This window comes from Kribbella sp. NBC_00889 (genome assembly GCF_045207705.1).
GTDB lineage: Bacteria > Actinomycetota > Actinomycetes > Propionibacteriales > Kribbellaceae > Kribbella.
Genome location: NZ_CP108783.1, coordinates 589,177 through 612,906 on the forward strand (window position 1 = coordinate 589,177; position 23,730 = coordinate 612,906).

Below are 23,730 nucleotides of genomic sequence, written 5' to 3' on the forward strand. Positions count from 1 at the left end.
CATCAGACCGGCCTGGCGGAGGCGGTCAACCGCCAGGCCAGCGCACCGCTCGCGGGGACGACGGCAGCGTCGTCCGGTCCAGCCTCGCCCAGGTCGAAGACGCGACCCAGCATCGGCTCCACCCCCAGACTCCGGTACGGCGCTTCGTCCGGGAAGCCGCCCAGGTTGCGCCACAACGCGGTCGAGACCGGTTGCCCCGGGCAACTCAATGTCCAGGTGAGCTCGGCGCCCCGGTCCCTGATGCTCACGGTCGGACAGTCGACAAGGATGGCCCCGACAGCCGTTGAGTCGGATGGTCCGTAGGTGCCGAGGTCGATCCCGCCTGGCCGCGGCCAGGTTGCGGTGATCCACGGCGCGTTGGCCGGCCAAGGGGTTGGCAGCAGCCCGGCTGCTTCCGGGTACAGGCGACAGTCGGAGCCGGGCGGCGCTGAGATGGTGGCGCCGACAGCGCAGTCGAGAAGGGCGTGAGCCGCCCAGATGAAGCGGAAGCCAGGTGGGGCTTGCAACCTGTAGCCGACGGCAACAGTCTCCGCGTCACCCGTGAACGTTCGAGTCAGGATGGTGCCGGCGTAGGTGACGGAGGTTTCCCAGGGCTGGTTCCACAGGCCGCCGTGGTCAGGGTTTCCACGGACGGTGGGGAAGCACTCGTCCAGCCCGCCGGCGTCGGTGAAGGCCTGGTGTCCTGTCCGGGGACCGGTCAGGAGGCCGGGGCCGGACCAGAGCCACTCGCGCCCGGCGAGCCGGAGCGACGTCCAACGGCCGCCGTCGGCGCCGTCGACCGACACCGCACCGACGGAGTCGGTGTGCTCGCTCACCATTCGGCGAAGGAGCCGTCTGGGTGGGTCCAGACGGGGTTACGCCAGGCGTGACCAGTCTGGTCAGCGGCGCGGACGGCGGCTTCGTCGACCGTGATTCCCAAGCCAGGCAAGGGATTCCACTCCGCATGACCGTTGACCCACGTGAACGGAGTCGGGTCCGTGACGTACGAGGTGAGGTCGCTAGCAACGTTGTAATGGATGCCCCGGCTCTGCTCCTGGATCAGGAAGTTCGGAGTCGCGAACGACACCTGCAGACTCGCCGCAAGCGAGATCGGCCCGAGCGGACAATGCGGCGCCAACAGGGCGCCATGCGCGTCGGCCAGCACCGCGATCCGGCGCAGTTCGGAGATCCCACCCGCGTGGGAGACGTCCGGCTGCACGACCGCGATCCCAGCGTTCAACGGCGCGACGAATTCGGACCGGTGATACAGCCGCTCGCCCAACGCCACCGGGACCGTCGAGCTGCCGACGACCTCCGCCAGATGCACCATGTGCTCCGGCAGCACCGGCTCCTCGACGAACATCGGCTGCAGTCCCTCGACCGCGTGCAGGATCCGCCGGGCCCCGGCCACCCCGACCCGGCCGTGCAGGTCGATCGCGACATCGCGCGAGTCGCCCAGGGCCTCCCGGGCAGCGGTCAGTCGAGTGACAATGCCGTTGATCTCGGCAACCGACGGCGACGGCTGGATCTGTCCACTGCCGTTCATCTTCACCGCGGTCATGCCGGCCGCGACCTGCTCGCCGATCTGATCGGCGATCGCGGACGGCTCATCGCCACCGACCCAGGCGTACACCCGGACCCGATCGCGCACCCGTCCACCGAGCAGCGATGCGACCGGAGCGCCGTACACCTTGCCGGCGATGTCCCACAGGGCGTGGTCGATGCCGGCAACCGCGCTGCTCAGCACCGGACCGCCGCGGTAGAAGCCGCCCTTGGTCAGCACCTGCCAATGCCGCTCGATCTGCAGCGGGTCCTGGCCGATCAGGTACTCCGACAGTGTCTCGATCGCGGTCCGGACGACCTCGGCGCGTCCCTCGACCACGGGTTCGCCCCAGCCGACCACGCCGTCGCTCGTCTCGATCCGGCAGAACAGCCAGCGCGGGGGGACCAGGAACGTCTCGATCCTCTCGATCTTCACGCGCGCCGCCCACGCGGCTTCGACCCACGCGGGGAGGATCCGCGGACCTCGGTGAGGTCCTCGGCCGCCTTCGCCAGCAGTTCGCGCATCGCCTGCTCGGCGGCGACCGGGTCGTGCGCACGGACGGCGTCGACCACGCGGCGGTGGCTCGGCAATGGATCGTCGGACGGTTTCACCTTGTGCACCAACCGGTCGCGGTCAGCCAGGCCGGTCTCCATGATCACTTCCATCTTGGTCAGCAGTTCGTTCCCCGTAGCCGCCAGCAGCGCCCGGTGGAACGCGAGGTCGGCGATCGCCGCCGCGAGGTCGTCGGTGGCCGACGCCATCTCCTCGAGCGCGGCGTCCAGGGCGATCAGGTGTGAGTCGTCGGCCCGCAGCGCGGCCAGCCGGGCGGCGGCCGGTTCCACGATGCCGCGAACCTCGTGCAGTTCTTCGAGCAGTTCGGGCCGTACGTCGTCGTCGAAGTGCCAGCGGATCATGTCCGCGTCGAGCAGGTTCCAGTCCGACCGCGGCCGGACGAACGTGCCGCGCTTCTGCCGCGCGTCGACGAGACCCTTGGCGGTCAGCACCTTCAGCGCTTCGCGGACCGCGGTCAGGCTGACACCGAGGTCGGCCTGTAGGTCCGGCACGTTGATGGTCGAGCCCTCCGGGATCTGCCCGGACAGGATGCGCTGCGCCATCACCTCGACGATCTGGCCGTGCAGTCCCCGCGTCACGCCGCGCTGAATCCCCGTCACACCGTTCTCCCTCACGCCGAGTCCTTCACCGCGGACCAGCCGCCGTCGACCACCAGCGTGGTGGCAGTCACGTACGACGCCTCCGACGACAGCAGGAACGCGACTGCCTGAGCTACTTCGTCCGGTTGCCCGAGCCGGCCGACCGCCGTCGCCTTCGCGCTGCGTTCGCGGCTCTCGGCGTCGACACGGTCCCACATCGCTGTCTCGACCGGGCCCGGAAGCACGGTGTTCACCCGGATCGAACCGCCGTACTCGACCGCGAGCTGCCGTCCGAGTGCGACCAGGGCACCCTTCGTCGCCGCGTACGCGGGATGGCCGGGGAGGCCGGCGAGTGCGTGCACCGAAGACATCAGTACGACGGATCCGCGGCCGGCCGCGAGGTCGTCGTACAAGGTTCGGAAGCCGAGGAACGCTGCTGTCAGGTTCACATCGAGTTGCCGTTGCCAGGACGGCGGCGACAGTTCGTGGGCGGGCTTCACGTCGACGAAGACGGCGTTGCTGACGAGGCCGTCGATCGGACCGAGCTCGTCGCGGCCGCGGGACCGGGCCTCGGCCCACGTGTCCGGCGACGAGACATCACCGATCACGGCGATCGCCTGGCCGGGCACCTCTTTGCACGGTTGTACGTCGACCTGGACCACGGACGCGCCTTCGGCGAGGAAGCGTTCCACGCAGGCCGCACCGATCCCGGACGCGGCACCGGTCACCACGATCACCCGCCCACCCAGCCGCACGTGCGCCTCCTCCACAGCCCAGCTCCACCCAAGCACGCCGGGCAGAGCTTTCCAACGATGAACGAGGCACCAGTTGACCGTGACGGCGATGCCAGGTCAAGCGATTTGCTCGTAATTTACGAATTAATATTGACACCTGCGACCGTCCGCCGCAAGATCGTCCGCAACACACCACTCACTCGACTGGCACGCTGGTCGAGCAGATCTCAGGAGTTTGGGTATGACGGGTCTGGCAGCAGATCGACGGACTTTCCTCAAGGGACTCGGACTGCTCGGGGCAGCTGCCCTGGTGCCCGGGTGCGCGACCTCGACGAACAGTCCGGGCAGCGGCAGCGCGGCCACTGGTGAGCTTTCGCTGCAGTCGAACCTCTCCAGCGAGCAGGCCAAGGCCGCGATGGAGAAGCTCGTTGCCACCTACAACAAAATGGGTGCAGCCAACAAGACTGGTGGGTCCCAGGTCAAGCTGAACACGGTCGCGGCGGAGATCTTCCGGACCCAGTTGCCGACGTACCTGACCTCGGCCAACCCGCCGGACGTCTACACCTGGTACGCCGGGTCGGTCGCGGACTCGTACGCGAAGAAGGACCTGCTGCTCGACGTGTCGAGCGTGTGGGACAGCATGACGAACTACCCGAAGTCGATGCAGACGCTGTCCACCAGCAGCGCCGGGCAGAAGATCTTCGTGCCGACCAGCTACTACTGGTGGGGCATGTTCTACCGCAAGTCGAACTTCGCCAAGTGGGGCGTCACGCCGCCGACGAACTGGGCCGAGTTCATCGCGGTCTGCAAGACGATCCAGAGCAAGGGCATCCCGCCGATCGGCATCGGCCTCGGCGACACCCCGTGGGTCGCGTCGGCCTGGTTCGACTACCTGAACATCCGGATCAACGGCGCGCCGTTCCACCGCCGGTTGCTGGCCGGCCAGGGCGACTTCACCGACCCGAAGGTGAAGGCGGTCTTCACCAAGTGGCGCGAGGTCCTGCCGTACTTCGATCCCAAGGGCAAGTCCTTCCCGTTCCAGGAGGCGACGTCGGCACTGCTGGCCGGCAAGACCGGGATGTTCCTGATCGGCACCTTCTTCGCGGACTCCGCGCCGAAGGACGCGCTGGACGACATCGACTTCTTCCAGTTCCCGATCATCGATCCCGCCGTACCGGTGGCCGAAGAGGCGCCGACGGACGGGTACTTCGCCTCGAAGAAGGCGAAGGATCCCGAGGGCGTGAAGAAGCTCATGACCTGGCTCGCGACCGCGGAGGCGCAGGAGATCTACGTGCAGAGCTCGTCCGGTACGGCGATCCCCGCGAACCCGGACGGCAAGTCCGCGGACACGCCGCTGGTGAAGAAGGGCAAGGCGATGATCGAGGGCGCGGCGGAGCTGACCCAGTTCTTCAACCGCGACTCCAGTGACGCACTCCAGCCGACGGCCGACGCCGCCCTGACCAAGTTCCTGGACAAGCCGGACCAGATCGACCAGATCCTCAAGACCTGGCAGACCGCCGCCGAGAAGGTCTTCAAAGCGTGACTTCCACCCTGGCAGAGACGGCTCCCGGCCGGTCCGCACCACGGGCCGGCGGGGGCGCGTCCCGCCGTACCAAGCGCTCTGGCCCGCGCCGGGTGTCGCCGTTGATCCTCGCGTTCGTGCTGGTGCCGTTCGCGATCGAGGCGGTGTGGGTGTTCTGGCCCGCGCTGCAAGGGTTCTGGTTGGCGCTGACGAACTGGGACGGGTTGTCGGCGCCGTCGTTCGTCGGGTTCGGCAACTTCGGCGACATGGTGTCGGACCCGATCTTCCGAACCGCGCTGAAGAACACTGCGATCTGGCTGGTGCTGTTCGGTGGGCTCAGCGTGATCGGTGGCTTCGGGATGGCGTTGCTGCTGCAGCGCGAACGCCGTGGCGTCGGCATCTACCGGGCCGCGCTGTTCACCCCGGTGGTCTTCTCACTGGTCGTCACCGCACTGATCTGGCGGGTCTTCTACCAACCCGATGGCTTGGTCGACACCGTCTTCCGGACTGTTGGCCTGGGCAACTTCGTCCGGCCGTGGCTGGCTGACCCGGACACCGCCCTGTACGCCGTGATCGTCCCAGCACTGTGGCGGCAGATCGGGTACGTGATGGTGCTGTACCTGGCCGGCCTGAAGGCCGTCGACCCCGCGCTGTACGAGGCGGCGAAGGTGGACGGTGCCTCGGCCTGGCAGCGGACCCGATTCGTGACGATCCCACAGCTCAAGGGTGTGAACTCGGTCGTGCTGTCGGTCATCGTGATCGACTCGCTGAGATCGTTCGACATCGTCTGGTCGATGACGAAGGGCGGCCCGTACCACTCGTCCGAGCTGCTCAGCACCTACATGTACTCGACCGCCTTCCAGTCCACCCAACTCGGCTATGCCTCCGCGCTGGCCGTGGTGATCTTCCTGCTCGCCCTGGCCGTGATCCTCGGCTACCTGATCCGTGCCTTCCGGGAGGAAGCATGAACCGCCTGAAGACGTCGGGCTACCACGTGGCGATGGGGCTTGTTTCCATTCTGTGGGTTGCGCCGATTCTCTGGGTGATTGTGATCTCGTTCCGCAGCTTCGACGATGTAGCGGCGAACGGGCTGGGGTCGTTGCCGCATTCGTTCACGTTTTCGACGTACAAGTCGGCGTGGGAGGACGCGGACGAGTTCCGGGCCTTGATCAACAGCCTGCTGGTGACGATTCCGGCGGTGCTCCTGAGTCTTGGGCTGGCGTCGATCGCGGCGTACGGGCTGGCGCGGTACAACATCCCGTTCCGGCGGACGATCCTGTTGCTCATGTTGATGGGCAACCTGCTGCCGCCGCAGATCCTGCTGATCCCGATCTCGCGGTTCGTCGAACTGATCGGGTACTACGACACGCTGATCGCGCTGATCGCCGTTCATGTCGGGTTCGGGCTCGGGTTCTACACGTTCGTGCTGCACGGGTTCATGCGGGATCTGCCGCGGGAGATCCAGGAGGCGGCGACGATCGACGGTGCCGGGCCGGGCAAGATCTACTCGAGCGTGATCCTGCCACTGACCCGGCCCGCGCTGGCTGCACTTGGCGCTCTGTCGTTCACCTGGATCTTCAACGACCTGTTGTGGTCGATCACCGTCATCCGGTCCGGCGAGAAGATGCCGGTCACTCCGGCGTTGCTCGGGCTCCAAGGCTTGTTCGTCTCGTCCTGGAACGTGATCGCCGCCGGCACCGTGATCGCCGCGGTTCCCACGGTCGCGGTCTTCCTCCGGTTCCAGAAGCACTTCGTCGGCGGGCTCGCCATCGGAGCCGTCAAGTGAAGACGTGGACGTTGCGCGGCGCAACCACGTCGTACGTCGTCGGCGTCCCCGACCACAACCAGTGGGCCCAGTTGATTGCCTGGGGCCCCCACGCGGTCACCGAAGGCCCGTCGGTCGTAGCCCCGGTAGGCACCGAGCACTTCCTTCCACGAGCCGACATAGAACCTCTGGAGTACGCCGTCCGAGGTGTGCGCTACGCATCCCCGGTGGATCTGGTGATCTCCGGCCCGGACGGTTCCGACGAACTCCGCCTGGTCTTCTCGGGTGCAACGACTGGCGACCCCCTCCACCCCGCGGCGGGGGAGCAGTTGGAGCTCACGTTCCGCGATGAGCTGCGAGCGGTGCGCGTGGTGCTGCACTACAAAGTGGTCGCGGACGCGGTGGAGCGGTGGGTTGCCGTGCACAACGACGGCAACGACGAGCTGCGGTTGCATCGGCACGATTCGGCGGGTTTCACCGTGCCTACGACCGGCGGCGCGACGGTGAAGTACTTGTGGGGTGAGTGGAACAGCGAGTTCCAGCAGGCCGAGGTCACGCTCGAGCGCGGCCGGTTCACGATCGGCAGTGCGCAGGGGATCACCGGGCACTCCTACTCACCGTTCCTGTCCGTCGAGGACGGAGGTACGGCGTACGGCGTCCAGCTCGCGTGGAGTGGGTCGTGGGAGATGAGCGCCGACGTAGACACCACCGGGCAGCTGCGGATCCAGGCCGGACGAGTGTCATCGAGCCTCGGGATCACACTGAGGCCGGGGGAGACGTGGGTTTCGCCGAAGGCCGTCGGGGCGTGTAGTGCGGAAGGTGCCGACGGACTCGCTCGCGTTTTCCATGCGTACGAGCGGTCGCTGTCGAGGAAGCGCACGCCGAAGGTGCTGTACAACTCCTGGTTCGCGACCGAGTTCGACATCCGCGCCGACCACCAGCTCGAGCTCGCCCGACGCGCCAAGAGCATCGGCGTCGAGACGTTCGTGGTCGACGACGGCTGGTTCGTCGGACGTTCCGACGACACCGGCGGCCTCGGCGACTGGGAGGTCGACCCGGCCAAGTTCCCGAACGGCCTCGACGGATTCATCGCCGGCCTGAACGACATCGGCCTCGACTTCGGTCTGTGGGTCGAACCCGAATCGGTCAGCCCGAAGTCCGAGCTCGCGGCGAAACACCCCGAATGGATCCTCCGCACTCCCGGCCGCGACCCGGTCCTGATCCGCAACCAGCTCCTCCTCGATCTGAGTCGCGACGACGTCGCCGACTTCATCTGGACCACGCTCGACCGCCTGCTGTCGACGTACCAGATCAAGTATCTGAAGTGGGACGCCAACCGCCCCCGGCTCGACTCCGGCGACCAGCGGCGAGACCTCGACGGTCGCGTCGTCACCAACCTCTATGCGATCCTCGACCGCCTTCGCGTCGAACACCCCGAGGTGTACGTCGAGGGATGCGCGGGCGGCGGCGCCCGCGTCGACCTCGGGATGGCCGCGCGCGTCGACACGCTCTGGCCGAGTGACAACACGGCCCCGCTGGATCGGCTCAGGATCCAGCAAGGCTTCCGCACCGGTTTCGCGCCGCACCTGATGAGCTCGTGGGTGACCGATGCCGTCGGCACCCATGACGGACGCGAACGATCCCTCGACTTCCGGTTCCGTGTCGCCATGGCCGGCGTACTCGGGATCGGCGCCGACCTGTCGCGATGGAACGGCGAGCAACTGGCCACCGCGGCGCAGTACATCGAGCAATACAAGGGCATCCGCGAGCTGGTTGCCGACAGCAAGGTCTACGGACTGTCCGTCGGCGTGCAGTACGTCGGCGCCACCCGGTCCGTTGTGTTTCTGTGGGAGACCGGCGACGGCAGCGTGCGAGGCACCTTGCCGACCCGGCCGCGGCGAGTGCCGCTCGCCGGCCTGGATCCCACGAAGAACTACCGGGTGGGCGACGAGGTCCACCCGGGCAGCTATCTGCTGCAGGTCGGCGTCCGGTGGGACGGCCCGACCGACTCGAACTGCCTGGTCGTCGAAGCCCTCGACTGACCGTTCCGCTCAACGGCAGCAAAGGACAACAGATGAAGCGACTGCTTGGTGGGGTGATCGCTGCGGCCCTGGTGGCCGGAGCGTTCGCGATCACCACGACAACCCAGGCTGTGGCGGCTCAGGCCACAGCCCAGGCCGCGGCGCCGGTGCTCAGCCCGACGCCATACATGGGCTGGAACACCTACTACGGACTCGGCGGTGACTTCACCGAGGACACGATCAAGTCGGTCGCCGACTCGCTGGTGAGTCGTGGGCTGGCCAAGGCCGGCTACGACATCGTCTGGCTGGACGGTGGCTGGCAGGCCGATCAGTCGCGCAGCGACGCCGGCGACCTGGTCCCGAACCCGGCCAAGTTCCCGAACGGACTGAAGCCGCTCGTCGACTACATCCACAGCAAGGGCCTGAAGGCCGGCATCTACACCGACGCCGGACCTTACATTCCAGGCAGGTGTGGGCTCGGTAGCGGCGGCTACTACCAGCGCGACGCGGATCAGTTCGCCGCATGGGGCTTCGACGCGGTCAAGGTCGACTACCTGTGCGGCATTGCGGCGGACCTGGACCCGAAGACGGTCTTCACCGAGTTCGCCCAGGCGTTGCGCAACAACGCCAGCCACCGGCCGATGATCTTCAACCTCTGCAACCCGGTCACCTCACCGGACTGGGGCAACTATCCCGAGTCGCAGCAGTCGATCTTCTCCTGGTCGTACGCACCAGGGATCGCCCAGTCGTGGCGGACGTACACCGACGTCGGCTTCCAGGGCGACATCAAGTTCAAGGACGTACTGCGCAACTACGACGCGAACGCGCGGCACCCTGAGGTGGTCAAGCCGGGTGCGTTCAGCGACCCCGACTACCTCGCGCCCGAGCTCGGCATGACGGATGAGGAGTTCCGCTCCCAGCTCACGTTGTGGGCCGTGGCCGCGGCGCCGCTCGTGGTCGGCAGCGACATCCGCAAGCTGAGCGCGACGACGATCTCGATGCTGACCGATCCCGACGTACTCGCGATCAACCAGGACCGGGCGGCGGTTCAGGCCGTCCGGGTCGGTGCCGCAGGAACGACGGAGACATGGGTCAAGCGACTCGCTGACGGCAGCCGTGCCGTGGTGCTGCTCAACCGCGGCGACAGTGCGAAGACGATCACGACGACGGCTTCGGCGGTCGGTCTGCAGGGTGCGCGGTTCACCCTGAAGAACGCGTGGACCAACAAGGTCACCGAGAGCGCAGGCACGATCAGCGCGGCGGTTCCGGCGCACGGTACGGCGCTCTTCCGGGTCGAGCCGGCTCTTGGCGTACCGGGGATCCCGCATGTGACTGCCGGTTTTCCGCAGGTGACGAACGTCGGCACCGACGTGCAGCCCGACGGAGTCGCTCCGGTTGTTGCCGGTGGCGACGAACTGACGGTGCAGGTTGCCGTCCGCAACGACGGTCTGCTCCCGGTGCTCAAGCCGGCCGTGACGGTTGCCGGTGGCACCGGGTGGACCGTCAAGTCGTTGACCAAGGCTCCGGACCTCCTTGCCGGTGGACAGCAGGCGACGTACCGCTTCACCGTGAAACTGCCCGTCGGCGCCGCCCCCGGATCCGCGAGCCTCACCGCGTCGACGTCGTACGACACGATCGGGTACGGCGTACAGCGGCAGTCGACTGTGTCGCCGGTGGTGGTGGCTCCGGCTCCGCCAACGGGCACCGTGCCGCTCTCGCATCACGAGTGGATCAGCGCGACCAGCGGCTGGATGTCGCCGACCGTCGACGAGAGCGTCGGTGGCGGATCCCCGATCAGCCTGGTCGGTACGACGTACCCGACCGGCCTTGGTGTGGCTTCGCCTTCGACGGTTCGCTACTACCTGGGCAAGGCGTGCTCCCACCTGACTGCGACGGTCGGCATCGACGACGCGGTCCGCAACGTCGGGCCGGAAGGCGGCACCGCGACCTTCCAGATCATCGGCGACGGCAAGGTGCTGTACGACAGCGGAGTGGTGGACCGGGACCACCCGAAGCCGGTCGACGTCGACCTCACCGGAGTCCGCGTCCTCGACCTCTTCGTCGGCGACGCCGGAGACGGCGGCTACAACGACCGCGCCGACTGGGCCGCTCCCACCGCAATCTGCTGAGGCTCGTCCATCGAGTCGTGGATCGTTGCTCGGGAATCGTCCAGATGACTGCGCAAATCCACGACTCGATGCGCTATGGACAGGCAGGGTGGTGGCCGGAGGCTTCGCGGGACCACCGGCCACCACCTTGGTATTGGATCAGATCTTGTGGGTGGCGGGCAGGGGGTGTCGGGCGGGCGGGTGGATTCCTTCGGGGTTCGGAGACTCGCCGTTTGATGGTGACATTCCGTTCATGGTGAGGCAGTCTCCTTCTGTCGGGAAGTGCTCGTTTCGACATTTGAGGAGACAATTGTGCGCAGAGTACGCCGCCCACGCGCCCTCGCCGCCGGACTCGCGGTCCTGCTGACCGCCGGCCTCGCCCCGCCGGCCGCCCAGGCCGTTACCACATCGGTACCGGTGCAACTGGTCTCGGTCACCGATTTCCACGGCTACCTGCGGCCTCCGTCGCCGGCCGACGGCGGGACCATCGCCGGCCCCGGCGGGACGACCCAGGTCGTCGGCGGAGCGGCGTACCTGGCCACGCATCTGAACAGCATCCAGGCCGGCCACCCGAACTCGATCTTCTTCGCCGACGGGGACAACTTCTCCGGCTGGCCGTTCGAGGTGGACGCGCACGCGGACGAGCCGACGATCGAGGTGCTGAACGCGCTCGGCGTCGAGTTCTCCAGCGTCGGCAACCACGAACTCGACATCTCGAAGAGCTTCCTGGTCGACCACATGACCAAGGGCACGTGCTTCGGCAAGGTCGGTGTCGACAGTTGCTTCACCGACTCCACCGGCCGCCGGTTCCACGGCGCGGACTTCGAGTTCCAGTCGGCCAACATCGTCGACGCCAAGGGCCGCACGATCGTCGCGCCGTACACGATCCGCTGGGTGCGTGACCACGGCCGCAGCTACCCGATCGGCTTCATCGGGATGACGGTCCCCGACACTCCTGTCGGCTCCACGTCGTACCAGCCGGATCTGACCGCACTCGACCCGGTCGAGTCGGCGAACCGTGCGGCCGCCGAGCTGACCCGCCAGGGCGTGAAGGCGATCGTGCTCAACATGCACGACGGCGGTACCGACGCGTCCGCGACGTACGACGACTGCGTGAATCCGACCGGTCCGGCGGTCGAACTCGCGCGCACGGTGACGCCGCAGATCGACGCGATCGTCACCGGTCACTGGCACGCCGCGTTCAACTGCAGCATCCCGGACCCGGACGGCAACCCGCGCCCGGTCGTCGAGGCCGCGAACCACGGCCGGCTGATCAACGAGATCAACCTCCAGCTGGACGGCCGCACCGGTGAGGTACTCCGCGACAAGACTACGTCGGCCAACCACGCCGTCACCCGCGACGTCACGCCCGACCCGAAGATCCAGAAGATCGTCGACTACTGGGCCGCCGCCGGTGATCGCAAGTACGCCGAACCGGTCGCGACCATCACCGGCGACTTCACCCGCACCGCGAACTCCGCCGGCGAGAGCACCCTGGCCGATCTGGCCGCCGACGTCCACCTGTGGACCGCCCGGCAGAACGGCCGTGCCGACCTCGGCATGATCGCCGCTAAGCCCGCCATCGGCAGTACGGCGTTGCGCGCCGATCTCCTGGTTGCCAACAGCAACAAGCCGGGCGATGCCGACGGCCGGGTGATGCTCGGTGAGTCGTGGGACGCGTACGGGTACGGCAACCCGGTCCTGACCGTGAGCCTCACCGGTGCGCAGTTGGACGCCGTACTCGAGCAGCAGTGGCAGACGCAGACCGACGGCACGGTGAAGTTCGCGCCGCTCGCGGTGTCGGGCAACGTCATCTACTCGTTCGACGCGAGCCGGCCGGTCGGTGACCGTGTCGATCCCGCCGACGTGAAGATCGACGGCGCCGCACTCGACCCGGCCAAGACCTACCGGGTGGCGGCACTCGCCTACACCGTGATCGGCGCCGACGGGTACGCAGCGTTCAAGAGCTACACCGACCCGGTCCGCAACAACACCGACCACGAAACCTTCGCCGCCTACCTCAAGGCCCACAAGACTTTGACTCCGGCGCCACTGACACGAATGACCCAGAAGAACTAGCCCGCCCGACGACGCGTGCGGTTTCCGGTGCCATAGTCGGTATGTGGTGCTCACGTTCGATGGGGATCTGGAGTTCGACCCGGCGTTGTTCGAGATTCGCCGGGCCGGAGTGCCGGTGCCACTGGAGCCGCAAGCGTTCGATGTTCTCTCCTATCTCGTCTCGCACCGTGACCGGGTGGTTGCGAAAGAGGAGTTGATGGACAGGGTCTGGGGCGGCCGCTTCGTCACCGAGGCGGCCGTGACCAGCCGGATCAAGCAGGTACGGCGCGCGCTCGGCGACGACGGTCACAGTCAGCGGATGATCCGGACCCTGCACGGCCGGGGCTACCGTTTCGTCGCGCCGGCCGAGACCCGGACCGAGCCGCGGCCGATCGAGCCGGTCCGCTACACCGTCAGCGATGGTCTCCACATCGCGTATCAGGTGACCGGCGGCGGAGACCTCGACATCGTGCTGATCTCCGGGTTCGTCTCGCACCTCGAGCAGGACTGGGGCGATCCCCGGCACGCCCACTTCCTGCATCGGCTGGGGTCGTTCGGCCGGCTGATCCGGTTCGACAAGCGTGGCACCGGGATGTCGGACCGGCCGTCAGGTCTGCCGGACGTCGAGACGCGGATGCACGACGTCCTCGCCGTGATGGATGCGGTCGGCTCGGAGCGAGCTGTGCTGATGGGGTACTCCGAAGGCGGGCCGATGGCGATTCTGGGCGCTGCCACTCACCCGGAGCGGGTCGTGGGCCTGGTCCTGTACGGCGCCTACGCCAAGCGGATCTCGGCAACGGGCTATCCATGGGCGCAGACCAAGGAAGAGTGGAGCCTCTACACCGATCAGTTGGTGAACAGGTGGGACTGGGAGGCGGACATGCGGTTGCGGTGCCCGTCGGCCGACGTACCGATGCAGCGGTGGTGGGCAGAGCGCATGCGAGCGTCCGCGACACCGTCCACCGTGCGGGCGCTGCTGGACATGAACTCGCTCGTGGACGTGCGAGACGCGTTGCCTGCGGTACGGGTACCGACGCTGGTGCTCCATCGAGTCGGCGACGCGCTCGTCGATGTCGGCGGCTCGCGGTACATCGCCGAGCGCATTCCCGCCGCGCGGCTGGAACTGCTCGACGGCGCCGACCACTTCGTCTCCGGGAACCCCGACCAGATCCTCGACCCGATCGAGCGGTTCCTGCGGGAGCTCCCGGATCCGGCGGGGCACGCGCCGGCGTTGGCGGCGGTGATCGCGCCGGCCGGATCGGGTGCCGATGATCTGGCCGCGAGCCTGGCGGGCGCGGGCGGCCGTCGGTGCGCGGGTCCGGGCGGCCGGGCGGTGGTGCTGTTCGACGGTCCCGCCACCGCGGTGCGTGCCGGACTGGCCAACCTGCATGACGGCGGCAAGCTCGGTGTCGCGATCGCCGAGGTACCGCGGGACGAGACCGAGCTCGACGCGTACGGCGTACAGGTCGCCATCGAACTCGCCGACCAGGCACCTCCGGGGTCGGTGTGGCTGACTCCCGGGGTGCGTGATCTGCTCGCTGGTTCGGGTATCGCGACCGAGCCGGTCGAGGACGGGATCTACCGCGCGGCCCGATGCAACTAGTGTCCTTCCGATTCAGGACACTAGGCAGTGGCGACGTCGATCGACACCGGGACTCCGTGCGTGATCACGTCGTACACCGCCGAGCGGTTCTTCGACTGCTCGACCAGTGCCCGCAGCTTCTCGGCCTCGGCGTCGCCCTTGACGTGGAAGACGACGCGGATCGCCTCGTAGCCGTTGCGTACCTCGGGGTCGAGTCCGAGGATGCCGAGCAGGTTGATGTCGCCCTCGACCGTCGAGGTGACCTCCTCGAGGTCGATGCCGCGGGCCGCGGCGATGTTCGCCAGGCCGGACGTGAGGCAGGCGGCCAGTGCGTGCAGCAGGTGCTCGGCCGGTGTGGGGCCGTTGTCGTTGCCGACCAGCACCGGCGGGTGGTCCGCGTCGAACGTGAAGTCCGCGGGCCGGGTGTTCTCCTGCCCGGCGCCGTAGAACGCGTTGATCGTGCCGCGGTTGTGCGTGCCGCTGATCCACCGATTGGTGGCGCGGAACTGGAAGCGGGCGATCTCGGGCTGTGCCTTGACGGCGTCGAGCGTCGCGAACAACGTGGCGGTGTCGACACCGTTGCGGCGGCTGTCGGTCGTGGCTGCGGTCATGATGCTGTTCCTTTCAAGCGGCCAGATGCGCTGTGGATCCGGGAAACGAGGCGAGCTCGTCGGCCTCGCGTTCGAGCGCCTCACTGAGTTGGAGTTGCAGCTCGACGAAGCGGTCCGGTGGTGGGAAGGCGGTCAGGGCGCGGGTCAGGTCGAACACCTCACGCAGCATGGCGTCCCGCGTCCGCTGGTACGACGTCATCGCGGCCCGTTCGAGCGTGGGGTCGTCGAGGCTGCGGTCGATCGCGGTCGCCAGCAGCTCCGCGTCACGGAACGCATCGGTGATGCCGTGCCCGGTGATCGGATCCCGGTGGTACCCGGCGTCGCCGACGAGCGCCCACCCCGGGCCGTGGGACTGGCGAAGGTAGTTCGGGAGATTCGCGATTCCACGCAGCCGTGCGGTGACACGTCCGGCGCGGACTCGGTGGCCGAGGTCGGGCACCAGCAGTTCGAGCTGCTGGACGAACGCGGCGGTCCGTGTGGAGCCCGCCGTACGGATCGGTTCGAGCAGCGGAGTCGGCCGGATCAACCAGACACATGCCGCGCCGTCATGCGTCGGGAACACGCCGGCGAACGTGTCCGGCGCGATGTGGAACTCGTACGTGTCCGATCTGAGCCCGGTCACGTAGGTGTAGAAGACCGCGCACGGCGAACTGGACTGCTCGTAGGTCTCGGCGCCGAAGTACCCGGCCATCCGAGAGCCACGGCCGTCCGCGCCGACGACCATGCGGGCCGGCAGCTCGACGCGGTCGCCGTCCGCGGACCGACCGACGATGCCGGCGACCCGGCCGTCGTCCGATCGCAGCAGGCCGGTCGCGGTCACCTCGGTCCGGAGCTCTGCACCCGCTTCCATCGCTGCGTCGACCAGCAGGCCGTCGAGGATCCGGCGACGTGGCGCGACCAGGACGTCGACGCCGGCGCGCTCCTTGATCCGCCGTACCTTCGGCTCCCCGTCGATGCCGAACAGAACGTGTGTGATCGCCGGCGCGCCGCCGGCCAGAACGCGATCGAGAAGCCCCCACCGGGCGAGCTGGACAACGCCGCCGCGAATGAGTCCGTGCGTCGACAACGTGTCACTCGGCAGCCGGGTTTTGTCGACCATGAGGACGTCGTGCCCCATCCCCGCCACCAACCGAGCAGTCGCCGCCCCCGCACATCGAGCCCCAACCACCACAACGTCGTACATCTCGCGCCCCCATCTCCGATGAGACGACTCTGCGCGAGGTACGCCGCCGGAACTTGGAGACCAGGTGGAGGATCCGATCGTCACGAATCCTCCACAATTGCCCGGGTCGCGGCGGGGCGCGCGTCAGCGGGAGCGGTGCCGCTCCGCGAGGTCCTTCAGGTAGAGGGCGCTGGCTTTGGGGATGCGGGACTGGGTCTCGTAGTCGACCCGGACGATGCCGAAGCGTTTGGCGTAACCGTAGGCCCATTCGAAGTTGTCCATCAGGGACCAGGCCAGGTAGCCGCGGATGTCGGCGCCCTGGTTGATCGCGGCAGCAACGGCGGCCAGGTGGGACGTGAAGTACGCCGTCCGGTCCGCATCGGCGACGAAGCCGGTGGAGTCGGGTACGTCGTCGAAGGCGGAGCCGTTCTCGGTGACGACCATCGGCATACCCGGGTAGTCGCGGCTGATGCCGACCAGCAGATCAGTGAAGCCCTCGGGCACGATCTCCCAGTCCATCGCCGTGCGCGGTTTGTTCAACGGAAGCGTCCGGCTGACCGGCAGGCGGCTGGAGTCGACCGTGCTGCCGTCCTCGGCGTACCCGGTGAACTTCTGGCTGAAGTAGTAGTTCACCCCCAGCACGTCGATCGGCGCCGCGATGATCTCGAGGTCACCATCCTCGACCGGCAGCTCGACACCCTCAGCAGCCAGGTCAGCCACCACGTCCGCCGGGTAGTGACCGTGCACCAGAGGATCGAGGTAGATCCGCCGGCCCATTCCGTCCGCCCGCCGGGCCGCGTCGACGTCCGGCTGGGCGTCCGAGGCCGGGTACGCCGTAGCAACGTTCAGCGTGATGCCGATGTCGAGCTTGCGTGGTGACGCCTCACGCATCCGGCCCGTTGCGAGACCATGCGCGAGCAGCAAATGATGCACAGCAGCCAATGCGGCCGGGTATTCACGCCGCCCCGGAGCATGTGCGCCGTACGCGTAGCCCAGCATCGCCGAACACCACGGCTCGTTGAGCGTGGTCCACGTGTTCACCCGGTCGCTCAAGGCCTCGAACACCAGCATCGCGTAGTCGGCGAACCGGTACGCCGTGTCGCGCACCGGCCAGCCGCCCGCGTCTTCGAGCTCCTGCGGGAGATCCCAGTGGTACAAGGTCACCCACGGATCGATGCCCTGCGTCAGCAGCTCGTCGACGAGCCGGTCGTAGAACGCGAGCCCGGCCCGGTTCACCGGGCCCTTGCCGCGCGGCTGGACCCGCGGCCACGCCACCGAGAACCGGTAGGTGTCCAGACCGAGATCCTTGATCAGGGCAACGTCCGCCGGCATCCGGTGGTAGTGGTCGCAGGCGATGTCACCGGTGTCGTCGTTGTCGATGGCACCGGGCACCCGGCAGTACGTGTCCCAGATCGACGGGGTCCGGCCGTCGACGTTCACCGCACCCTCGATCTGGTACGCCGACGTCGCGACACCCCACCGGAAGCCGGCCGGAAGTCCCGCGATCAGGCCGGCGTCCCCCGAGACAGAAGTTGTGCTCATAGTGGCCTTTCGGATGTCGGAGAGATCAGGCGACCGGCACGCGGCCGGGGAGCCAGCAGGCAACGGAACGGCTGGGATCGTTGCGCGACGACGGGACACCGAGGATCGGGATCTCCACCGAGCAACGGTCGAACGCGTGCGGACAGCGCGGATGGAACGAACAACCCGACGGCATCCCGCGCAGGTCGGGTGGTGAGCCCGGGATCCCGGCGAGTTCCCGGCGCGGGCCGCGCAGCGCCGGGAACGACTTCAGCAGTCCCTCGCTGTACGGGTGCAGGGAGTCGGTGTACAGGTCGGCGGAGCGGGCCTCCTCGACGATCCGGCCGCCGTACATGATCGCGATCCGGTCCGAGAACTCGACCAGCAGCGACAGGTCGTGGGTGATGAACAGCACCGAGAACCCGAGCCGCTCGCGCAGTTCGACCAACTGGGCCAGGATCTGCCGCTGCATCACCACGTCGAGAGCGGTGGTCGGCTCGTCCATGATGACGATCTGCGGTTCGAGCACGAGCGCCATCCCGATCATCACCCGCTGCCGCATACCGCCGGACAGTTGGTGCGGGTACGCGTCCATCCGGTCGGCGGAGATGCCGACCAGCTTCAGCATCTCGTGTGCCCGGCTGGTCCGCGCGGACGGCGATAAGCCGGGCTCGTGCGCCCTGATCACGTCGAGCATCTGGATCGAGACCTTGTGCACCGGGTTGAGCGAGTTCATCGCGCCCTGGAACACGATCGACGTCTCGGCCCAGCGGAAGGCCCGCAACTCCGGGTCGGTCAGCGCCATCACGTCGTACGCATCGCCGTTCGGCGGGTGGTAGACGACCGAGCCGCCGCTGATCACGCCGGGTGGTGGCAGCAGCCGCGTCACGCCGTACGCGAGGGTCGACTTGCCGCTCCCGCTCTCGCCGGCCAGTCCGAGTACTTCGCCGCGGTGCAACGTCAGCGTGACGTCGCGAACCGCCTGGACCGCCTCGTCGCCGAGGCCGTAGTCGACGTGGAAGTTCTTGATCTCCAGCACCGGCTCTTTCATGCGGCCTCCTCCTTACGCCGTACGACGGGAGTCGCGGGGGCGTCCTTGGCACCCAGGACCGGCGTGAAGCCGACCCGCATCCTGACCGAGTGACCGTCCTTGGTCTTCACCTTGGTGTGGCCGCTGCTGCGCAAGCGCGGACTGACGAACTCGTCGATGCCGAAGTTGATCAGCGACAGCGCCGTACCGAGGATGGCGATCGCCAGACCCGCGGGGACGAACCACCACCACGCGCCCTGGGCCAACGCCTGTTGGCTCTGCGCCCAGAACAGGATGGTGCCCCAGTTCCACTCGGAGATCGTCGAGATGCCGATGAACGCGAGGGTGATCTCCGACATCACCGCGAAGATCACCGTGCCGACGAAGCCGGAGGCGATGATCGCGGTCAGGTTCGGCATGATCTCGGCGGTGATGATCCGCCAGGTGCTCTCACCGGTCGCCCGGGCCGCCTCGACGTAGTCGCGCCGACGCAGCGACAGGGTCTGCGCCCGCAGTACCCGGGCGCCCCAGGCCCACGACGTCAAACCGATGACCAGGGCAACCATCAGGTCGCCCGCGGCGGGGATGGTCGAGGCGACGATGATGATCAGCGGCAGTGCGGGGATGACCAGGAACACGTTCGACAGCGCGGACAGGCTCTCGTCCGCGGCGCCGCCGAGGAAGCCGGCGCTGACGCCGATCAGGATCGACAGCGCGGTCGCGACGATGCCGGCCAGCAGGCCGACGAACATCACGCCGCGGGTGCCGACCAGGACCTGGCTGAAGATGTCCTGCCCGAGATGCGTCGTACCGAACCAGTGCTTGCCGGACGGCGCCTGGATCAGGTCACTGCTGCGGGCGGACGGATCGTACGGCGCGATCCACGGTCCGATGATCGCGATCAGGCAGAAGAACCCGAGCACGATCAGACCGGTCGCGGCCTTCGGATTGGCGACGAACCGCAGCCGGCGGCGCTTGGCCGGCGTGGCCGCGACCTCCGGGCCCCCGGGCGTGACCGCGGTGATGGTGGTGGCTGGTGCGGACACGGGTCAGCCTTCCTTCCGGGTACGCGGGTCGAGGAGCAGGTAGGCGATGTCGGCCATCAGGTTCGCGACCAGCACCGACAGCGTGATCACCAGGAACACGCCTTGCATCAGCGGATAGTCCTTGGAACCGACGGCCTGGAACAGGTTGTAGCCGATGCCTGGGTAGGAGAAGACGATCTCGACCAGCAGCGTGCCACCGACGATGAAGCCGAGCGCCAGCGCGAAGCCGGACACGTTCGGCAGCAGGGCGTTGCGGGCCGCGTAGCTGACCATCACCCGGCGCTCGGTCAGGCCCTTGGCATGCGCGACGGTGATGTAGTCCTCGGACGCGACCGTGACCATCATGTTGCGCATGCTGAGGATCCAGCCGCTGACCGACGAGATCAGGATGGTGAGGGCCGGCAGCAGGCTGTGCTGGATCGCGCTGCCGATGAACTCGCTGTTCCAGGACGGCACCAGGCCGGGTTCGTAACCGCCCGACGACGGGAAGATACTGTCCGGTCCGGCCAGCAGGGTGATGGCCAGCAGGCCGAGCCAGAAGTACGGGATCGACGACAGGAACGTTGTCACTGGCAACAGTCCGTCCAGCCACGAACCGCGTCGCCAGCCGGCCAGTACGCCGAGCGACGTACCGATCATGAAGCTGGCGAACGTCGTGATGCCGACCAGCGCGATCGTCCACGGCAGGCTCTGCCGCAGGATCTCCGAGACCGGCGTCGGGAAGAAGGTGAACGACAACCCGAGGTCGCCGTGGAAGATCTGGCCCCAGTAGTCGACGTACTGACTCCACAGACTGGCGTTCTTGTCCAGGCCGAACAGCACGTACAGCGACTGGATCGCGTCCGTGCTCAGCTGGCCCTGGTACTTGTTGATCAGCGAGGTGACCGGATCGCCCGGGATCAGCCGGGGGATGAAGAAGTTGATGGTGAGCGCGGCCCACGCGGTGAACAGGTAGAAGGCGATCCGCTGCAGCAGGTACTTCACTTCGCGACCCCCTCCTCATAGAGCCAGCACGCCGCCCAATGCCCGTCGTTGGCAGGCAGTTCGAAGCGGGGCGGAAGATCGGTCGAGCACTTCGGCATCGCGTGCACGCAGCGCGGGTGGAACCGGCAGCCGCTGGGTGGTGCGATCAGGCTCGGCGGCTCACCGCTGCCCTGGTCCTCCGGGGCGCGCGGATCGCCGACGCGGTCGAGGCGATCAGGGTCCGGCGCGCTCTCGATCAGCAGCCGCGTGTACGGGTGGGCCGGGTTCTGGGTGACGGTTTCGGAGTCGCCGCCCTCGACCATGCGTCCGGCGTACATCACCAGGGTCTCGTCGGCGAAGTACCGGGCCGAGGCGATGTCGTGGGTGATGTAGAGGATGGCGAGGTTGAGCCGTTCCTTCAGGTCACGCAGGAGATTCAGTACGCCGAGCCGGATCGACACGTCGAGCATCGACACCGGCTCGTCCGCGAGCAGCGCCTCCGGGTCGGCACCGAGGGCACGGGCGATCGAGACGCGCTGGCGCTGACCGCCGGACAGCTCGTGCGGAAACTTGTCCAGGTAGCGCTCCGGGGGAGTGAGCTGGACCCGGAGCAGCAGGTCGCGCAGGTTCTCCTCGAGCTCGGTCGCGGTGGTGCCGGCCCGGCCGTGGATCCGCAGCGCGCGGGTCAGGTGGTACCGCACGGTGTGCGTCGGATTCAGCGAGGCGAACGGGTCCTGGAAGATCATCTGGACCTGGCGGCAGTACGCGCGGAACTTGCGGCCGCCCTTCACCGTGACGGACTCGCCGTGCAGCCGGATGTCACCCGACGTACGGCCGTACAGCTGGGCGAGCAGCCGGGCAACGGTCGACTTGCCCGAGCCGGACTCGCCGACGAGTGCGGTGACCCGTCCCCGGCGCAACGTGAGCCTGATGTCGTCCACGGCATGGACTGCCTGGCGATCCCGGGTGAGCAGGTCGCGGATCCGCCGCCGTACCGGGAAGTGCTTGGTGAGGCCCTCGGCCTCGAGGACCACCTCGGTGTCGGTCACCGTCATGGAATCGGGACTCCTCGGTTCATGGCACCGCGGCGCCAGGCGGTCAGGCCTGGCGCCGCGGGCCGCGCCTCACTGGGCGCCGGCGGGCTTCAGGTTCAGGACGATCTGCAGAGCGTTCTGCTGGGTCGGCTGCGCCGGCCCGTACTGGTTCTGCTCGTCGGGCCAGCCGACCCAGTTCTTCGTGCTGTAGAGACCGCCGACGTTCGAGGCAGAGGTGGGGATCACCGGCATCTGCTCGACCATGATCTTCTGCAGCGTGTTCAGCGCGGTGGTCCTGGTGGCGTCGTCGGTCGCGTTGGCGTACTGGTCCAGCGCCGTGGTCGCCTCCGGGCTGTTGAACCGCCCGTAGTTGCCGCTGACGCCGCCCTTGCCGACCGGCTTCAGGATCTTGCCGTCCATGATGTTCTGGTAGATGTCGTACGGCGTCGCGCCGCCGTTGGTCCAGTGCATCGCGGCGTCGAAGTTGCCCTCGTCGATGTTCTTGAACCAGGCGTCCTGGTTGGCCTTGTCGACGGTTGCCTTGATCCCGATCGTGGACAGGTTGTCCTTGATGATCTCCAGGTCGGTGATGTAGTCCGACCAGCCGGCCGGGTCGGTCAGCGTGATCGTCACCGGCTTGCCGGTCGGGTCCTTGAGGACGTCGCCCTCGAGCTTGAAGCCGGCGTCGGTCAGCTCCTTCTTCGCGGCCTCGACATCGACCGAGTGCTTCTTGTCCTTGAAGTCGGGGGCGATGAACGACTCACCGGCCGGCGTCGGGATGCCGGTGACGGACTCGACCTTCGGGTAGAAGTAGCCGGCCTCGCCCTGCAGGAAGATGTCGTCGCGGTTGATCACCTTGTCCATCGCCCGCCGCAGCGCCGGGTTGTCGAAGGGCTTGCGGGTGGTGTTGATCCACAGGCCGTGGATGCCGAGGTTCGCCGGGAACCAGAGCTTGTGGTTCTTCTCGTCCTTGGCCTGGTAGACGGCCTTCACGTTCGGGACGAAGACGAAGCTCCACTCCGACGCGCCGTTGGCCAGCGCGGTGGTCTGCGCGTTGTTGTCGTTGTACGACGTGTACCGCAACTCCTTGACCTTCGGCAGGTCCTGCCAGTACGAGTCACGCAGCACCAGCGTCGTGGTCTGCGGGGTGAACGACTTGACCGTGTACGGGCCGGTGCCGATGGGGCTCTTCAGCGTGTCCTGGGTCGGGTCCTTGAGCGTGGACCACTGGTGCTTCGGGACCACGAAAGCGGTCAGGATCTTGTTCTGGTTGACGAACTGGGACCGGGTGAAGGTCAGGTCGACCTTGTTGCCGGAGGTGGTGATGGTCCCGTACGGGATCGCCTCCGGGTTCAGGGCCTCGTTGTCCTTGCGGATCTGGAAGGAGTACGCGACGTCCTCGGCGGTCATCGGCTGGCCGTCGGACCACTTCACGCCGTCGCGGACGGTCAGCGACAACTTGGTGTAGTTCGCGTCGAACTTCCACTCGGTGGCCAGCCAGGGTTTGCCCGCCTCGGTCGGCTTGATGCCGTTGATCATCACCAGCGGCTCGAAGATCATCCAGCGGTAGCCCAGCGAGGCGCCCGAGGAGGAGCCGAGGAACGGGTTGTGGTTCTCGGTCTGCGGGCCGTTCGGCATACCGACATTCAGGACGGTGGCGGTACTGCCGGAAGCGCTGCTGTTGGTCTTCCCGTCCCCGTTACTACAGGCAGCCAGTACGGCTGCCGCGAGCAAGCCCGACAGGGCCAGCGCGACAGTGCGTCGTGCTCGCATCGGTTCCTCCTGTGCATCTGTTGGCGGATGGCCCACCCTGAGCCGGTGGGCCAGTGCATGGTGGCGTGAAAGCGCTCTCATGGGAAGAGCTCACGCCCTGTCGTTCGATGTGTGGGGAGTACGCCGG

The 23,730-nt window shown here is 67.6% G+C and carries 19 protein-coding genes; 7 read left to right on the forward strand and 12 right to left on the reverse strand.

Annotation, left to right across the window (positions count from 1 at the left end; translation table 11 throughout):
- Positions 1-2: 2 nt before the first annotated feature.
- Genes OG817_RS03050 through OG817_RS03065 form a run of 4 tightly spaced genes read right to left on the reverse strand, consistent with a single transcriptional unit; the run spans position 3 to position 3,443 of the window.
- Entirely contained in the window at positions 3-818 is an 816-nt protein-coding gene (locus OG817_RS03050; RefSeq protein WP_406051975.1) for a hypothetical protein, read from the reverse strand.
- The gene (gene dgoD, locus OG817_RS03055; protein ID WP_360457488.1) at positions 812-1,957 is read right to left on the reverse strand and encodes a galactonate dehydratase; all 1,146 of its coding nucleotides are present in this window, start codon (positions 1,955-1,957) and stop codon (positions 812-814) included. The genes OG817_RS03050 and dgoD overlap by 7 nt, the downstream gene beginning before the upstream one ends.
- On the reverse strand, positions 1,954-2,694 hold the full coding sequence (locus OG817_RS03060) for a FadR/GntR family transcriptional regulator (protein WP_406051976.1): 741 nt from the start codon (positions 2,692-2,694) through the stop codon (positions 1,954-1,956). The genes dgoD and OG817_RS03060 overlap by 4 nt, the downstream gene beginning before the upstream one ends.
- An 11-nt stretch (positions 2,695-2,705) precedes the next feature.
- Positions 2,706-3,443, reverse strand: coding sequence for an SDR family NAD(P)-dependent oxidoreductase (locus OG817_RS03065; protein ID WP_406051977.1), 738 nt, complete (start codon positions 3,441-3,443; stop codon positions 2,706-2,708).
- A gap of 205 nt (positions 3,444-3,648) precedes the next feature.
- Between OG817_RS03065 and OG817_RS03070 the strand changes: the two genes are divergently transcribed.
- The 7 genes from OG817_RS03070 to OG817_RS03100 all read left to right on the forward strand — a co-directional run bounded on the left by OG817_RS03070 (position 3,649) and on the right by OG817_RS03100 (position 14,484).
- Complete coding sequence (locus tag OG817_RS03070) at positions 3,649-4,950, forward strand: ABC transporter substrate-binding protein (protein ID WP_406051978.1); 1,302 nt, start codon at positions 3,649-3,651, stop codon at positions 4,948-4,950.
- A complete protein-coding gene (locus OG817_RS03075; RefSeq protein WP_406051980.1) occupies positions 4,947-5,897 on the forward strand; it encodes a carbohydrate ABC transporter permease in 951 nt (316 codons plus the stop codon). Before OG817_RS03070 ends, OG817_RS03075 begins: the two co-directional genes overlap by 4 nt.
- The gene (locus OG817_RS03080) at positions 5,894-6,715 is read left to right on the forward strand and encodes a carbohydrate ABC transporter permease (protein ID WP_396396689.1); all 822 of its coding nucleotides are present in this window, start codon (positions 5,894-5,896) and stop codon (positions 6,713-6,715) included. The genes OG817_RS03075 and OG817_RS03080 overlap by 4 nt, the downstream gene beginning before the upstream one ends.
- Positions 6,712-8,736 (forward strand): alpha-galactosidase, encoded by a 2,025-nt coding sequence (locus OG817_RS03085; protein ID WP_406051982.1) that lies wholly within the window; start codon positions 6,712-6,714, stop codon positions 8,734-8,736. Before OG817_RS03080 ends, OG817_RS03085 begins: the two co-directional genes overlap by 4 nt.
- Before the next feature lie 32 nt (positions 8,737-8,768).
- Positions 8,769-10,844: an NPCBM/NEW2 domain-containing protein gene (locus OG817_RS03090; protein WP_406051983.1), complete on the forward strand. Its 2,076-nt coding sequence runs from the start codon at positions 8,769-8,771 to the stop codon at positions 10,842-10,844.
- Between the two features lie 291 nt (positions 10,845-11,135).
- Positions 11,136-12,902, forward strand: a complete 1,767-nt coding sequence (locus OG817_RS03095; RefSeq protein WP_406051985.1) for a bifunctional metallophosphatase/5'-nucleotidase — start codon at positions 11,136-11,138, stop codon at positions 12,900-12,902.
- A gap of 43 nt (positions 12,903-12,945) precedes the next feature.
- Positions 12,946-14,484, forward strand: coding sequence for an alpha/beta fold hydrolase (locus OG817_RS03100; RefSeq protein WP_406051987.1), 1,539 nt, complete (start codon positions 12,946-12,948; stop codon positions 14,482-14,484).
- 20 nt (positions 14,485-14,504) lie between these two features.
- Here the strand turns inward: OG817_RS03100 and OG817_RS03105 are convergent, their stop codons facing one another.
- The 8 genes from OG817_RS03105 to OG817_RS03140 form a co-directional block, all read right to left on the reverse strand.
- Positions 14,505-15,074, reverse strand: a complete 570-nt coding sequence (locus OG817_RS03105; protein WP_406051989.1) for an OsmC family protein — start codon at positions 15,072-15,074, stop codon at positions 14,505-14,507.
- Between the two features lie 13 nt (positions 15,075-15,087).
- A complete protein-coding gene (locus OG817_RS03110) occupies positions 15,088-16,257 on the reverse strand; it encodes an NAD(P)/FAD-dependent oxidoreductase (RefSeq protein ID WP_406051991.1) in 1,170 nt (389 codons plus the stop codon).
- Positions 16,258-16,380: 123 nt separating this feature from the next.
- Positions 16,381-17,778: a GH1 family beta-glucosidase gene (locus OG817_RS03115; protein ID WP_406051993.1), complete on the reverse strand. Its 1,398-nt coding sequence runs from the start codon at positions 17,776-17,778 to the stop codon at positions 16,381-16,383.
- A gap of 25 nt (positions 17,779-17,803) precedes the next feature.
- Entirely contained in the window at positions 17,804-18,808 is a 1,005-nt protein-coding gene (locus OG817_RS03120) for an ABC transporter ATP-binding protein (protein ID WP_406051995.1), read from the reverse strand.
- A complete protein-coding gene (locus OG817_RS03125) occupies positions 18,805-19,833 on the reverse strand; it encodes an ABC transporter permease (RefSeq protein WP_406051996.1) in 1,029 nt (342 codons plus the stop codon). The genes OG817_RS03120 and OG817_RS03125 overlap by 4 nt, the downstream gene beginning before the upstream one ends.
- 3 nt (positions 19,834-19,836) lie before the next feature.
- Positions 19,837-20,817 carry an ABC transporter permease gene (locus OG817_RS03130; protein WP_406051998.1) on the reverse strand — a complete coding sequence of 327 codons (981 nt, stop codon included), beginning with the start codon at positions 20,815-20,817 and terminating at the stop codon, positions 19,837-19,839.
- Positions 20,814-21,851 (reverse strand): ABC transporter ATP-binding protein, encoded by a 1,038-nt coding sequence (locus OG817_RS03135; RefSeq protein WP_406051999.1) that lies wholly within the window; start codon positions 21,849-21,851, stop codon positions 20,814-20,816. Before OG817_RS03135 ends, OG817_RS03130 begins: the two co-directional genes overlap by 4 nt.
- Before the next feature lie 69 nt (positions 21,852-21,920).
- Positions 21,921-23,603, reverse strand: a complete 1,683-nt coding sequence (locus tag OG817_RS03140) for an ABC transporter substrate-binding protein (protein WP_406052001.1) — start codon at positions 23,601-23,603, stop codon at positions 21,921-21,923.
- Between the last annotated feature and the right edge of the window lie 127 nt (positions 23,604-23,730).